The sequence below is a fragment of the Lactimicrobium sp. genome (assembly GCF_036453465.1).
Classification (GTDB): Bacteria; Bacillota_I; Bacilli_A; order Erysipelotrichales; family Erysipelotrichaceae; genus Bulleidia.
Genome location: NZ_JAZHUW010000008.1, coordinates 1 through 14,453, shown reverse-complemented (window position 1 = coordinate 14,453; position 14,453 = coordinate 1). Strand labels below are relative to the sequence as shown.

Annotated in this window: 13 protein-coding genes; 8 read left to right on the top strand and 5 right to left on the bottom strand. The window is 46.9% G+C overall.

What is annotated here, in order from left to right:
* The gene (locus tag SOI44_RS03310; RefSeq protein ID WP_331347818.1) at positions 1-879 is read left to right on the top strand and encodes an RluA family pseudouridine synthase; all 879 of its coding nucleotides are present in this window, start codon (positions 1-3) and stop codon (positions 877-879) included.
* Between the two features lie 9 nt (positions 880-888).
* Here the strand turns inward: SOI44_RS03310 and SOI44_RS03305 are convergent, their stop codons facing one another.
* The 4 genes from SOI44_RS03305 to SOI44_RS03290 all read right to left on the bottom strand — a co-directional run bounded on the left by SOI44_RS03305 (position 889) and on the right by SOI44_RS03290 (position 6,143).
* Positions 889-2,199: an alpha-amylase family glycosyl hydrolase gene (locus SOI44_RS03305; protein ID WP_331347817.1), complete on the bottom strand. Its 1,311-nt coding sequence runs from the start codon at positions 2,197-2,199 to the stop codon at positions 889-891.
* 2 nt (positions 2,200-2,201) lie between these two features.
* Entirely contained in the window at positions 2,202-3,008 is an 807-nt protein-coding gene (locus SOI44_RS03300; protein ID WP_331347816.1) for an NAD(+) diphosphatase, read from the bottom strand.
* A 565-nt stretch (positions 3,009-3,573) separates the two neighbouring features.
* Entirely contained in the window at positions 3,574-3,906 is a 333-nt protein-coding gene (locus SOI44_RS03295; protein ID WP_331347815.1) for a hypothetical protein, read from the bottom strand.
* Positions 3,907-4,091: 185 nt separating this feature from the next.
* Positions 4,092-6,143 carry a P-type ATPase gene (locus SOI44_RS03290; RefSeq protein ID WP_331347814.1) on the bottom strand — a complete coding sequence of 684 codons (2,052 nt, stop codon included), beginning with the start codon at positions 6,141-6,143 and terminating at the stop codon, positions 4,092-4,094.
* Between the two features lie 118 nt (positions 6,144-6,261).
* Between SOI44_RS03290 and SOI44_RS03285 the strand changes: the two genes are divergently transcribed.
* The 7 genes from SOI44_RS03285 to SOI44_RS03255 all read left to right on the top strand — a co-directional run bounded on the left by SOI44_RS03285 (position 6,262) and on the right by SOI44_RS03255 (position 14,104).
* Complete coding sequence (locus SOI44_RS03285; RefSeq protein WP_331347813.1) at positions 6,262-8,058, top strand: aminopeptidase P family protein; 1,797 nt, start codon at positions 6,262-6,264, stop codon at positions 8,056-8,058.
* Positions 8,055-8,810, top strand: a complete 756-nt coding sequence (locus tag SOI44_RS03280) for an exodeoxyribonuclease III (RefSeq protein ID WP_331347864.1) — start codon at positions 8,055-8,057, stop codon at positions 8,808-8,810. Before SOI44_RS03285 ends, SOI44_RS03280 begins: the two co-directional genes overlap by 4 nt.
* A gap of 45 nt (positions 8,811-8,855) precedes the next feature.
* Complete coding sequence (locus SOI44_RS03275; protein WP_331347812.1) at positions 8,856-10,217, top strand: Sapep family Mn(2+)-dependent dipeptidase; 1,362 nt, start codon at positions 8,856-8,858, stop codon at positions 10,215-10,217.
* Positions 10,218-10,316: 99 nt separating this feature from the next.
* Positions 10,317-11,147 (top strand): haloacid dehalogenase-like hydrolase, encoded by an 831-nt coding sequence (locus SOI44_RS03270; protein ID WP_331347811.1) that lies wholly within the window; start codon positions 10,317-10,319, stop codon positions 11,145-11,147.
* Positions 11,134-11,832: a CBS domain-containing protein gene (locus SOI44_RS03265; protein WP_331347810.1), complete on the top strand. Its 699-nt coding sequence runs from the start codon at positions 11,134-11,136 to the stop codon at positions 11,830-11,832. The genes SOI44_RS03270 and SOI44_RS03265 overlap by 14 nt, the downstream gene beginning before the upstream one ends.
* A 16-nt stretch (positions 11,833-11,848) precedes the next feature.
* Positions 11,849-12,781 (top strand): lactonase family protein, encoded by a 933-nt coding sequence (locus tag SOI44_RS03260; RefSeq protein WP_331347809.1) that lies wholly within the window; start codon positions 11,849-11,851, stop codon positions 12,779-12,781.
* Positions 12,782-12,892: 111 nt separating this feature from the next.
* Positions 12,893-14,104: a MalY/PatB family protein gene (locus SOI44_RS03255; RefSeq protein WP_331347808.1), complete on the top strand. Its 1,212-nt coding sequence runs from the start codon at positions 12,893-12,895 to the stop codon at positions 14,102-14,104.
* Between the two features lie 151 nt (positions 14,105-14,255).
* On the opposite strand, the gene SOI44_RS03250 is transcribed toward SOI44_RS03255, so the two are convergent.
* The coding region (locus SOI44_RS03250; RefSeq protein WP_331347807.1) for a hypothetical protein at positions 14,256-14,453 on the bottom strand (198 nt) is incomplete at its 5' end.

Here is a 14,453-nt window from a genome sequence, read left to right as displayed (position 1 = left end):
ATGAGCAAAGAGCTTACGTATACCATTACAGATAAAGAAAACGGTCTTGCAGTCAAGACCGTTTTATCTAAATCTCTTCATCTTTCCAGAAGAGAAATTTCCCGCCTCAAGTTTACCAATGGCCTGTTTCTCAACGATGCCTCCTGCCGGGTGACACAGCCTGTGAAAACAGGAGATATCGTGCATCTGATCTTTGCAGAGAAAGATACGGCTCATGCCGAAAGAATCCTTGGCAGACCAGATATTCTGTATGAAGATGAGGATCTTGTCATCGTAAACAAGCCTGCCGGCATGCCGGCCCATCCTTCTCATGAACATCTGGATGATGATATGGGAACGCTATTGCAGAGCTGGTACCATGGCAGGTTTACAATCCGTGCCATCGGCCGGCTGGACAAGGATGTGTCAGGTGTTATGGTCTATGCCCGCAGCCAGCCCGCAGCTGCCCGTCTATCCAGACAAAGAGAGCAGGATATTCTGCATAAGGAATATCTGGCCATCATTCAGGGACACCTGGAAAAGAAGCAGGGCATGCTGGAATACCGGCTGAAGAAGGTGGAAGGCCGCAAGGACAGAGTGATCTCTGCAGATGGCCAGCTTTGTCAGACATGTTATGAAGTGGTTCAGGAAACAGAAGATTTCAGTCTTGTGAAAGTGCATCTTTTAACCGGCAGAACCCATCAGATCCGGGCTGGCTTTGCCTGGATTGATCATCCATTGGTAGGAGACAGACTGTATGGGGGAGCACAGCTGCTTTCTTTTCCGGCACTGCATTGTGCCAGCATTGATTTACAGCAGCCTTTTACGCACAAAGAGATTCATGTGGAAGCACCATTGCGCTCTGACATGGAAGCTTTGTTAAACAAAAAAGAACGCTGATCAGCGTTCTCAGTTGTTTGGTGTAAACCAGAAATAAGCAGATTTGCCATCAAGATCAACTCCGTTCTGGAAGCTGATCTTTTTGTTTGTCAGAAGTTCCGTGCCATCACTGACACCGAAGCCTGCATCCAGATGGATCGGAGCATCAGATATGTTAATGGCAAAGGTGAGCTGTCCTTCATCAGAATGTCTTGCAAAGATGAGCTGTTCATTCTTGACAAGAATCTGCTTGTAATCGCCATCACAGAAGACACGGTGTGACAGGCGCATCTTTGACATGGCAGCGATGGTATCTGTTAATGCATTCCACTCCGGCTTGTCAAAGGATGGCCGCAGCGGATCATCACTGTAATTTGTCTTCTTTCCCTGGGCACCCCACTCTGAGCCATAGTAGATACATGGCATACCCGGCATGGCATAGACTAGGGCATAGGCAAGCGGCAGATCACGGGGATCCTGCAGTACAGAGGCAATGCGGTCCACATCGTGGTTGTCCACAAAGGACAGCAGATGCCTGCCTCTGTACAGTGTCCAGGGATCATTGCCGAACTGGCGGTTGTAGGAGTAGGCAATTTCGAACAAGTTGTGGCTGTTCAAAGAAGAATATATGCCTTTGCGGCATTCATAGTTGGTCACGGAATCCAGATGGCAGTCATTAAGCAGGACGTTGTAGTCGCCGCCGATCATTTCACCCAGTAACATGAAGTCTTTGCCATAGTGCTGCACATGTTCATGAAGCTGGTTGAGAAAGCCGCGGTCAACCATGTAGGCAACGTCCAGTCTTAAGCCGTCAATGCCGAATTCCTTTTCCCACAGATCGACACTGTCCAGCAGATATTGACATACTTCCGGGTTCTGCAGGTTGAGCTTGACGAGTTCATCATGGCCTTCCCAGTTCTGATAGGTGAAGCCATCTTTTGCCCAGGTGTCGTTATAGTTGATGCAGAACCAGTTGGAATATGGACTTTCCCACTTCTTTTCCTGCACATCTTTGAAAGCCCAGAAACCTCTGCCAACATGGTTGAACACGCCATCCAGCACAACCTTGATGCCGGCCTGGTGCAGGGTATCACATACCTGTTTGAAGTCTTCATTGGTGCCAAGACGCACATCAATCTTACGATAGTCACGGGTATCATAGCCGTGTCTGTCAGAATCAAAAACCGGCGCAAACCAGACGGCCGTAACACCCAGCTTCTGCAGATGGGGGACAAAGTCGAGTACATGCAGGATGCGGTGGGAAACAATACCATCATTTTCATGAGGACAATTGCAGAGTCCAAGAGGGTAGATCTGATAGAAAATCTGATTGAAATCCATATTCATCCGACCTTTCCATAAATAAAGTTATGAATCATTTCGCTGGTGAGGGAGGCATCTCCGCCGGTGTCAATCTCATCATCCGGCTTTGCCCATCTCGCTACCCGCAGCTCATTTGTGTCCATGGTGATGGCATCACTGCCAATGACATGGGCATAAAAGCCAAACAGCAATGTGGAAGTGAAACCCCATGGCTGTGATTTGTAGTAGGTAAGTGAGCCGACATCCAGGCCGGTTTCTTCCTTGACTTCCCGGATGGCAGTCTGTTCAATGCTTTCTCCGATCTCGTTGTAGCCGGCTACCAGTGCATATTTCTGATAGCGGCCGTGGGCATACTTGGTCACCAGCAGCTCGCCTTTGTCATTGATGACAGCGACAATAACCGCCGGCATGATGCGGGGATAGACAAGATTGCCGCAGCTGGGGCAGCGCATGGCACGCTCTTTGGTATCCTTGACCATCAGGTGGCCGCATCTGCCGCATCTTTTATTGATCTGCATCCAGGAATAGATCTGCCATCCGGTGATGGCCGCAAAGGAAAGCCATTTTGGTTCCATGGTGCGCAGGTTATAGGTGTTGATGGAAGATACTGCCAGATCATGCAGGTCAGCCAGAAAAAAGGCCGTATCATCAATCCGGAACAGATAGTCCAGATGCCGCTGATCCGGCAGATCCTTTACCTGGAAGAAAAGATTGTCATGGTTGAGATGGACATTATTGCCATCAAAGGAAAAGACATAGTCTTCTGCCCGGGAATCTTGGGGCTTGTATTCATTATGCATGACGTGCGGAGCGATATCCTGTATCATTCATGCCTCCATCTCTTATATACTGCCAACATATATATAATAGACGATCAAAAATTTCAAAACAAGACTGGTAATAGGAGGGGTGAAAGCTATTATATAAGTACCAAGAGAAATCAAAGCAGGATTCCCAATCGAAACGGAGGTAATGCTTATGAAGAAGGTGCTCCTCGAATATTAGTCCGAGTATTTCGAAACAGTGCAGAAAGGTTTCGGAATACGGGTATCATGGACCGGATAAGCCGGATGAAAGAAAGTGAAAGTCTGCATGAGGACAGACCGATGGACAGGTTCGTCTGACAATTGATGCATTTGTTAGAGTGGCACGCAATGTGTCATGAGTGACTGAGATTAGCAAACAATCAGTGTGACAGCAGGCAGATCAAGGCTGAGATCGAAAGCGGCTGCACAGATGAAAATCAGAAGAATATTCTTCTGCGGATACAGAAAACCGTCTTCTACATCATTCCAGATTAACAAAGACCTGCATTGTGTGATGCGGGTCTTTTCAAATGTTTCTGATGATTGATATTTGTTCTAAGGACTGGAATTAATCCGAAGAATATTATTATTTCTTTTCAATATGATCTGCTGCACTATCTATAAAAAACTTAATATTATATTTTTTTGAAGCGGCAGGATATTTCTCTGTGAGCTGGCGAAGAACTTGAATCATTTCTTTGCTTTGCGTTTTTTGGACAATTTCATCAAAGACTTCACTGAGCCAGATAAACTGTTCTTCTGTACATTCGTTTTTTAAAAAGTTAATAGTTGCAGGAACATCAGAGGTCATCAACGATACAATATTTCCAATAACGGGATCGGTATCATAGTCGATATCCCCTTCAATTTTTTTTCTTTGTTCAAGAAACTGCGAATATTCATTTGCAAGTTTTGACATCGTAATGATCTCCTTTTCTTTAATACTTTTGACTGGTCGGAGTTAGGAAAGATCGTAGATATTTTGCCATATGTTTGTTAAATACCGATAAGCATTCTTTTATTTGCACAATAAATAATTCATTACTTCAGAAGCATGTCTGTTTCCATTAATACTTGTCATATATTTATCAGCGCGCAGCGTGTTTATTGTTTTGTTGATAAGAAGATGGCATTGGCAATACTGAGAAGGTATGGCACAAAAAGGCTGTGTACAAAGATAGCAGAGAACAGGCCGACTGCTATGATGATGCCATGGTAATACAGAATAGCTTTCTGCTTTTTCTCAATGGTCTGCTGCATCTGTTTCTGGTATTGAAAGATTTCAGGAAGAACAGCAGGATCATTGCCTGGGATAATAAGATCGCTGCTTTCATCCTGCATGCCATGCATGCGGATCAACAGATCTGCATTATGTCTGGCAAGAGGAATACTGTATACATAAGCACATGCTTTCCCATGCTCTTTTTCTTCTGTCATGGCCTGTTCTTTCTGAATCCAGCTGTACTGGCAGTGTACTTCATCCACACCTGTTTCTTTCTGCAGGTACTTTGCAAAGTCATGACTGCCATGGACAAAGAGAACAACGTGCATGCCCTGTGACTGCAGGGATGAAATGGCTTCTTTTGCATGGGGCAGGATCTGTTTTCTGGCGGCGATGATGCTGATGATATGGCTGCCATCCTGCAGCAGGCGTACATCTTTGCCGTCTATGATCAATGTGTCAATCTGTGTATTCCAGACACTGGTATCAATATGTGCTTTTTTGACTGCGGCAGGTGTATCGAGACGAATGGTTTTTTCACTGCCTTCTTTTTTGATTCTGCAGAAAGCACCGGCACTGGCAGCTGTCAGTTTCTGGGTGCGCAGATAGGCCTGCAGTGCCTTTGCAAAGCTGTCATGGCAATGAGAAATGGCATCCCCGGCATCCATTTCCATAATATTCTGATCAATATCCCTGCCTGGGATGAAGTCTGTGATTGTCAATTGATGAGACGTGATAATATCATCCTGTTCCAGAAAGATGGTCTGGATGTTTGCATTCTGCAGGCTGCGCGCTGACTTGAAAAAGAGATTGTTTTCTGCAGCAGTCAGACTTGTGGAAAGATATGTCTTCCGGACTGCTTTGGAAAGTGCACAGGGACAGATGCCGGCTGCTATTGCCAGGGATGCGGTCAGTGCGATTGCCAGCTGCTTTGTGACCAGCAGTGAAACAAGGAAGATAATCAACAGCATTCCTGTACTTATGTAAATGATCTTTTTCTGCAGGGAATGGCTTGTTTCAGGGATGGTTTCACCATTGTCTCTGGTCTTTTGCCAGAGTTTTGCAATGGCAGTGTCACGGCCGGTTTTTTCTACCTTGCATGTGCAATAGCCATGGCTGACAGTATCACCGGCATACAATTTATCACCAGTGTGTTTCTCCGAGGTTTCCTGCATATGTACAATCCGGATGGTGCCTTCTGTAATTGTACTGTCAGCAGGAATGACATCGTGATTCCGCAGAATGATGATCTCACCCTCTTTGAGATTGTCGGGATGGATGGTGATTTCATGGCCGTCTTTGTACAGATGGATTTTTTGATGCAGGGGTTCCGGCTTGAAGGCTTCCTGTTCTTTTTCTTCTGCATCAAGGAATACATGCATCGTGGAAAGACGGATGCCAAGGACAGCTGTCCATGCGGTGGATAGGGAGCTCACAGGCTGTTTGATGATGAAAAGAATGAGCATCACAGGAAGAAAGGCCAGCAGAAGGATGGCAGTTGCAGATGCGTCATCCCATTGTTTTTGCCTGAGATGTTTTAGACAGTTGATAACCTGTTCTTTCTGCAGACAGAGCAGTACAGCCAGGATGACCATCACAAAAAGAGTGCTGTGGGGAAGGAAGTGTGCCAGTGGTGCTGCTAAAGCAATACTGAGTGACAGCATTGTTTTCAAATCGGTTTTCTTTTCTGTTTTGAGAGTGTCTGGTATTTCTTCATGCAGCAGGCAGGCATCATAGCCGCATGCCTGGATGGCTTTGATAATGCCATCAGGATCAATAACGGCATCGTCAAAAGTGACATCCATGGTACGGATGGCAGTGGATACTGTTACCTTCTGGATGCCTGTTACTTTGTTGAGATGTGTTTGTATCGTATCGGCACTGGCGGATACGGACAGTGCATTAACTGCGAATGTTATTGTACAGGATGACACGTGTGTTCTCCTTTGCGTTCCTTATCATATGCTGTTTTGGATGGCGTGACAATGGCTGTGTGATGTTCCTTCTGCTTTGTTTTGCATATAATGGAAGGCGTTAGAGGTTGAAATGAAAATGGAAATACAAGAAAGAATTGCGTCCCTGCGTGCTTTGATGCAGGCAAGAAACATTGATGTGTATTATGTGCCAAATGAAGATGATCACTTGTCTCAGGAATATACGGCAGATCATTTCAAGTGCAAGTCATGGCTGACCGGCTTTACCGGTGATGCCGGCTGTGCCATTGTGACAAAAGATTTTGCCGGACTCTGGACCGATGGCCGATACTTTACCCAGGCCGAGATGGAGCTGGCTGGCACGGGTGTGACATTGATGCGGCTGCGCCAGGAAGGCGTGCCCAATCCGCTGGACTTTCTGATGCAGAATACACCGGAAAATGGCATTCTTGGCTTTGACGGCCATGTGGTTTCGGCGCAGGCTGCCCTTGCCTTAAGCAGAGCACTGGCACCCCGGCATGCCTCCTTGCATATGAGTGAAGATCTGGTTGGCATGATCTGGAAAGACCGTCCTGCCATGCCGGAAAAGCCGTTATTTATCATGGATGAAAAATATACTGGTGAAAGTGCCGGTGTACGTCTTGAAAGAGTCAGAAAGGCAATGGCTGACAATGGGGCTGATGTGCTAGTTCTGACGGCATTGGAAGATCCCTGCTGGGTATTGAACGTGCGCGGGGATGATATTCCGTGTACACCGGTGCCATATGCTTTTGTCCTGATTGAAAAGGATAAGGCTTCTTACTATGTGGCTGAAAAGGCAGTCAGTGTTGAAGTCTCTGCATATCTTGCCGGCTGGGGTGTCACTGTTAAGCCATACGGAAATCTGCAGTCTGATCTTTCATCCTTGTCCAATCAGGTTGTCTGGGCAGATCTTTCCACATTGAATGCGGAATTGTATGATGCCCTGAGTGCCGGCCATAACCGCATCCTTAATCAGCATTCTCCTATCGAATTATTCAGGGCAATGAAGAATGAGGTGGAAATTGCCAATATCCATCATGCTCATCTGAAAGATGGCATTGCCATGGTGAAGTTTGTCAAATGGGTGAAGGACAATGCCGCTTCCGGTATGCTGAGTGAGCTGTCTGCCCAGGATCATCTGTATACTTTGCGTGCTGAACAGCCGGACTATCTGAAGCCAAGCTTTCCGACGATCTCTGCCTATCAGGCAAATGGTGCCATAATGCATTATGTAGCCACAGAAAAACAGTATGCGGTATGTAAGCCACAAGGTTTTTTGCTGGTAGACAGCGGCGGTACATATCGTGATGGATCAACGGATATTACCCGTACGATTTCATTGGGTAAACTGAGTGATGAGGAAAAGAAGCTGTATACGCTGGTACTGAAGGGGCATCTGGCTTTGGCACGTGCCCGCTTCCTGTATGGCACCTGCGGCAACAACCTGGATATTCTTGCCAGAGGACCTCTGTGGGATGAGGATATTGACTATCAGTGCGGCACTGGCCATGGGGTTGGCCATGTGCTTGGTGTGCATGAAGGACCCCAGGCCGTGCGCTGGGGTGTGCCAAGTGCTGCCCGTCCTTCGGCTGTTCTGGAAGATGGCATGGTGGTGACGGATGAGCCAGGTGTCTATCTGCCGCACAAGGTTGGCATCCGGATTGAAAATGAGCTGCTGGTGCGCAAAGGCACACACAACTTCTATGGTCAGTGGCTGTACTTTGAGGATCTGACTTTATGTCCGTATGACCGTGAGGCTATAGATGTCAGTCTGCTGGATCGTAAGGAAACTGAGCAAATCAATGTGTATCATAAGCATGTGTATGATACGCTTTCTCCATATTTGAATGAGGAGGAAAAACAATGGCTTCAGAAACAGACAAGAGAACTGTGAAGCTGGTCTCCTGGAATGTGAATGGCCTGCGTTCCTGCATGAAGAAGGGCTTTTCTGACTTCTTTGCCCAGGCAGATGCAGATCTGTTTGCAATTCAGGAAACCAAGATGCAGCCGGAACAGGTCGATGATTCGATGTCATTTGACGGTTATTTCCGCTATATGAACAGTGCTGAGCGCAAAGGCTATTCCGGTACGATGGTGTATGCAAAGAAGGAACCGCTGCAGGTGATTTATGATATCGATGGCGATACGACGAAAGAAGGACGTGTGATTACACTGGAATATCCGGATTTCTGGTTTGTATGTGCCTATGTTCCCAATTCCAAGGAACAGCTTGCCCGGCTGGATTACCGCATGGAATGGGAAGGATATCTGAAAGCGCATCTTTTAAAGCTCGATCAAACAAAACCGGTGATTTATACCGGTGATCTCAATGTGGCCCATGAAGAGATTGATATCAAGAATCCGGCTTCCAATCATCATAATGCCGGTTTCTCGGATGAAGAGCGTGCCAAGATGAGCGAGCTGCTGGAGGCTGGGTTTACGGATACGTTCCGGCATCTGTATCCGGATACGGTGAAGTATTCCTGGTGGAGCTATCGGTTCAAGGCAAGAGAGAGGAATGCCGGCTGGCGGATTGACTATTTCCTTGTGTCCAACCGGATTGCCTCAAATGTCAGAGATTCTGTGATCTATGATACTGTCACGGGCTCTGACCACTGCCCGATCGGCCTGCAAATTGAGTTTTAGAAACATCTTGCATATAATATACGGGTATTTTCTGGAGGAAAAGTTATGGACGTAAAGTCAGTCATAGAGGGTTACCGCGATGAACTGGTGAGCCGTCTGGGGAGTCTTGTGGCAGTGAATTCTGCCATGGGTACACCGGAAGATGGGGCACCGTTTGGGCCGGGTCCAAAGAAAGCACTGGAAACAGCTCTTGCTTTTATGCAGGAAGATGGCTTTAAAACAGTCAACCTGGATAATTACATTGGATATGCGGAAATGGGCGAGGGTGAGAAGCTGATTGGCATTGTCGGCCACCTGGATGTTGTTCCGGCTGCGAAAAGTGATGGCTGGGATACAGAGCCGTTTGTAATGACAGAGAAAGATGGCACACTGTATGGCCGCGGTGTTTCTGATGACAAGGGTGCGGTTGTGGCCAGCATGATTGCCATGAAGGCTGTGCGTGATCTTGGCATTCCTATGAACAAGCGTGTCCGCCTGATCATGGGTACCAATGAAGAGTCTGGATCCAAGGGTCTTGCCTACTATGTCAAGAAGGAAGGCAGTGTGGATTATGGCTTTACACCGGATGGTGAATTTCCGCTTGTCTATGGTGAAAAGGGCATGGTTGGTGCCGTGTACCGTTCTAAGAAGACAGATATTCTGGATATCAAGGGCGGTACAGTTTCCAATATTGTATGCAAGAACTGCATGATTCTTCTGAAGAAGTGCACCTTCTCCAAGAAGGCACTGGAAGATTATTTCAACAATAATTCGATTGCCTATGAGATGAATGAAGAGGGCGACAATGTCCGCATCAGTGTGACTGGTGTGGCTGCCCATGCCAGCACACCGGAGCTTGGCCGCAATGCCATCTCCTATCTGATGTGCGGGCTGCGTGCAGCCGGATGCCAGGATCCGTTTGTGGAATTCTATTGTGACCACTTCGGACTGGAGACAGATGGTACTTCAGCCGGTGCTGCCTGCCAGGATGAATATGGTGCTTTGACACTGAACAATGGTGTCATTGGCATGAAGGATGGTGTGATTGAAGGAACGATTGATATCCGTTTCCCGGTTACTTTCAATGCCAAGCAGGTTGTCAAGCAGTGGAGTGAGCATCTGGAAGATGAAAATGGTGTGATTGAGATCAAGCATACCGTGGAGCCGCTGTTCTTCCCGGTGGATTCACCGCTGGTGACAACTCTGCTGGATGCGTATCGTGAAGTCACAGGTGATACCGAGAGCCAGCCGCTGGTCATTGGCGGCGGCACATATGCCAAGGGTATTGATAATACGATTGCCTTTGGCTGTGCATTCCCGCATGAGGATTACCGCATTCACAATACCAATGAATGGGTGCGCATTGATGAATTGCTGAAACAGGCAGAGATTTATGCCACAGCTATCATCAAGCTGTTAGCTCTGTAAGATATACCGTTAATCGAAGACCGCATCATTGTGGTCTTCTTTTTTTGTGGCTTTTCTTTCTGCGTTTCCTTTTGTATGATGAAGGGAAAGGAAGAGCATATGAAAAAAGCTGCAATTTTATACGATTTTGATAAAACACTGTCTCCGCGGGACATGGAGGAATATTCTCTGATTCCGCGGCTTGGCTATGATCATCCCCGGGATTTTTGGGCGGAAGTAACCCGTCTTGCCATCAACAACCGCATGGATGCGATTTCTGCTTATCTGTATCTTTTGAAACGCAAATATGAGGAAGAAGGCATGCCGCTGCGGAAGGAAAATTTCCTTTCTCTTGGCAAAGATGTGGTCTTGTTTCCGGGGGTTGAGACCTGGTTTGAACGGATCAATGATTATGGAAAGCAGGCTGGCTTTCAGATTGAGCATTACATCATCAGCTCAGGCATGAGTGAGATCATTGAGGCACTGCCGATTGCGGATCGGTTTACGCGTATTTATGCCTGCCGGTATTACTATGATGAACATGGGGATGCCAAGTGGCCGGCAAGAATTGTGAACTATACGACCAAGACACAGTATATTTTCCGTATTAACAAGCAGGTGCTGGATGAAAGCAATGATGCGGATCTGAATGATTATCTGGATCCCCGGGTCAGACCGGTGCCGTTTGAAAGAATGGTATATGTGGCAGACGGTTTTACGGATGTGCCATGTATGCGGCTGGTGAAGCTGTATGGCGGCAAGTCGATTGCCGTGTATGACAAGAGTAAGAGCGTTGCTGATAAGCTGATTCATGATGGCCGGGTGAATTTCATGGCCCATGCGGATTACCGTGAGGGTGGTGATATGGAGCGGCTGATGAAGATGATTATTGATCACATGAAGGCCGATGATGTGCTGAAGGAAAGAGAGGAAATCCATGCCTCAGAATGATAATGCCAGGCGTTTTCTGGATGCCTATGCCACGATCGAGCATGAATTGAGTACGCTTGCCAAAGAGACGAAATATATTCCGTTTTCACAGCTGTTATCGATGTGTGCAAAGCACAGCTGGGTTGTTTCTCATCATCAGGAGGAGCTGCGGGAGTTCAATGAGCTGCGCAATGCCATTGTGCATCTGCGTGACAGCCGCAATGAGATCATTGCCCAGCCAACCGATCAGGCGGTACAGGATATTGAGCGGCTGGCAAAGCTGTTAACGGGTGATGATTCCCTGCTGCAATATGCCAGCAAACCTGTGAAAACCGTTTCTTTGCAGGATACCATTCCGGCTGCCTATACACTGATGAAGCAGCTTGGTTCTTCCAAGGTGCCGGTCTATGAAAATGGTGTCTACAGAGGACTTCTGCAGATGGAGGAGATCTGTGCCTGGGCAATGGATGGCAGGGATGCTTCGCTGCAGGTGAAGGATGTTCTTTCGATCAGCCGTAAGGAACGGGTTGTGTTTTTAAACCGTGGGGCAAAGGTGATGGATGCCATGGCTTCCTTTGAGAAGGCTTTGCGTCTTGGTGCTGCGGCGATGGCGATCATCGTTACGGAAAATGGGGAAAGGGATCAGCAGCCGCTTGGCATTGTGACGGTGCAGGATCTGCCGAAAATGCTCAGGGAGCTTGTGTAAGCGCTATAATAGAGTCATGAAAAGAAAAGGTTATGCAGGCACATATACAAGTGCCGGTGCACAGGGAATTTATTCCTTTGTGCTGAATGACGGAATTCTGCAGGATGCAGAATTGTTTGCGAAGATTGAGAATCCGAAATATGTAACAAGATGGGCAGATGGCATTGCCAGTGTGGGAGATTTCCCCAATGGTTCCGGTGTGGCTCTGTTTGATGAAGCAGGCCGCCAGCTGGATGCGATCAGCTATGAAGACAGGACATCATGCTTTATTACGTGTGATGGCGACCGTCTGTATACGGCAAATTACCATGCCGGTACATTCTCTGTATTACAGATCATCAACAACCGCCTGAAACTGGTTGATACTGTATTGATCCGCGATGGAGCAGGCTGCCACCAGGTGCTTGTTCATGGCGATACGATTCTTGTCCCATGTCTGTTTCTGGACAGGGTCATGATGTATGACAAAGTAACCCTGGATCCAAAGGGATCTATCCGTTTTGATCAGGGCACCGGGCCCAGACATGGTGTGTTTACCAAAGATGGTAAATATCTCTATCTTGTTTCAGAACTTTCCAATGAGCTGTTTGTGATTGACTGTGACAGCTGGAAAGTGCAATACCGTATTCCGGTATTGGCAAATGGTGAAATGCATGTACGGGATACGGCTGCCATCCGCATGTCGGATGATGAAAAGTATCTGTATGTGTCAACCCGCACCAAGGATGTCATTTCTGTGATTGCTTTGAAGGATCATGTGCCGGTATTGAAGCAGGTTGTTTCCTGCGGCGGTAAGCATCCCCGTGATATCAATCTGTGCGATGGATATCTGATTTCTGCCAACCGGTATTCCAATGAGCTGGTATGCTTCAGAATTCAGGAAGATGGCACATTGGGTGTTGAAACAAGCCGTCTGCAGGTGCCTGAGGCAGTGTCCCTGGTTTTCTGAAAAACTTCGCAAGGACAGAATTTTCTCTGAGTTTTTGATGAAATTCTGTCTTTTTCTATTTGAATTCAGGATTTGTGTTTCTATACTAGGCCTTATGTGGAGGAAAATGCTATGAAATATGATTTTACTTCGATTATGGACCGTCATGGCAAGGATGCCATTGCAGTAGATGGTCTTTCCAAAGATGGCAAAGGTGCTCCGGCTGGCCCGAAAGATGGCTTTGATGCCATTCCGATGTGGGTTGCGGATATGAACTTCCCGACTGCACCTTCCATCACTGCTGAGCTTGAAAAGCGGATCCAGCATCCGGCATATGGCTATTTCAAGCCGACGGATGAATACTACAACAGCATCATCAACTGGCAGAAGCAGCGTAATGGTGTTGAAGGACTTGAACCAAAGCATATCGGTTATGAAAATGGTGTGCTTGGAGGTGTGATTTCGGTATTGAATGTCATCTGTTCCAGAGGCGATAATGTTCTGTTGCACTCTCCGACCTATATTGGCTTTACAGGTTCTCTGACCAATTCTGGCTATCATATTGTTCACAGTCCTTTGTACCGTGACAAGGATGGCATCTGGCGGATGGATTATGAGGATATGGCCAGAAAGATTGAAGAAAATCATATTCATGCGGCTATTTTCTGCTCTCCTCACAACCCGTGCGGCCGTGTCTGGACCAAAGAAGAAATTGAAAAGGCTATGCAGGTCTATGCGGATCATGATGTCTGGGTCATCTCGGATGAAATCTGGTCTGATCTGATTCTGGAAGGCCATCATCATACACCAACCCAGTCTGTCAATGAATGGGCCCGCCAGCATGTGGCTGCATTCTATGCACCAAGCAAGACATTCAATCTTGCCGGCCTGATTGGTTCCTACCACATCATTTACAATGACTGGCTGCGTGACCGTGAGCTCAAAGAGGCATCTCTCTGTCATTACAACAGCATGAATGTGCTGTCCATGCATGCTTTGATCGGTGCCTACAAGCCAGAAGGACAGGAATGGGTGGATGAACTGCGTCAGGTACTGACCGGCAATGTCGACTATGCCGTTGATTTCATCAATAGGAACTTCCCGGGTGTTTCCGTTGCCAAGCCGGAAGGCACTTACATGCTTTTCCTGGACTGCAGTGAATACTGCAAAGCTCATGGCATTGATGTTGGTGTAGTATTGCACAGAGGCTGGGATGTAGGTGTGACATGGCAGGATGGCAGACCTTTCCATGGGGAATACGGCATCAGAATGAACCTGGCACTTCCTCTTTCACGCGTACAGGAAGCATTTAACCGTCTGCAGAAGTACGTGTTTACAAAGTAAGAAAAGCATTGAAAAAATCCGCAATTCAAGTATTATTTTGAATGCAGATAGCATCTCTGTGATGCAGGCAGAACCCGTCAGTCTTCTGACGGGTTTTCCCGTTGATAAGGATGCCTTGAAAATATTTTATGCCTGTTACAAAAAATCGGGATCATGCGGTTAGCACAATCCCTTTAAAACGATTAATCGGTTTTCTGTGTGCTGGAATATTAACTTTTCGTAATGGGCATATTAACAAATCAGTGAATTTTAGCTCCTTGCATAGATGATAGTGTAATGATGGTTTTTCACCAGTTGATTCACTTCCAGCCATGATAACGTATTCTTTCTTTGATTCATCACATACTTG

Coding starts and splice junctions, on each gene's coding strand:
- SOI44_RS03300 (WP_331347816.1), bottom strand. CDS start 3,008: ATGATACAGGATATCGCTCCGCACGTCATGCATAATGAATACAAGCCC.
- SOI44_RS03265 (WP_331347810.1), top strand. CDS start 11,134: ATGCCTCAGAATGATAATGCCAGGCGTTTTCTGGATGCCTATGCCACG.
- SOI44_RS03285 (WP_331347813.1), top strand. CDS start 6,262: ATGGAAATACAAGAAAGAATTGCGTCCCTGCGTGCTTTGATGCAGGCA.
- SOI44_RS03305 (WP_331347817.1), bottom strand. CDS start 2,199: ATGGATTTCAATCAGATTTTCTATCAGATCTACCCTCTTGGACTCTGC.
- SOI44_RS03270 (WP_331347811.1), top strand. CDS start 10,317: ATGAAAAAAGCTGCAATTTTATACGATTTTGATAAAACACTGTCTCCG.
- SOI44_RS03310 (WP_331347818.1), top strand. CDS start 1: ATGAGCAAAGAGCTTACGTATACCATTACAGATAAAGAAAACGGTCTT.
- SOI44_RS03255 (WP_331347808.1), top strand. CDS start 12,893: ATGAAATATGATTTTACTTCGATTATGGACCGTCATGGCAAGGATGCC.
- SOI44_RS03260 (WP_331347809.1), top strand. CDS start 11,849: ATGAAAAGAAAAGGTTATGCAGGCACATATACAAGTGCCGGTGCACAG.
- SOI44_RS03295 (WP_331347815.1), bottom strand. CDS start 3,906: ATGTCAAAACTTGCAAATGAATATTCGCAGTTTCTTGAACAAAGAAAA.
- SOI44_RS03275 (WP_331347812.1), top strand. CDS start 8,856: ATGGACGTAAAGTCAGTCATAGAGGGTTACCGCGATGAACTGGTGAGC.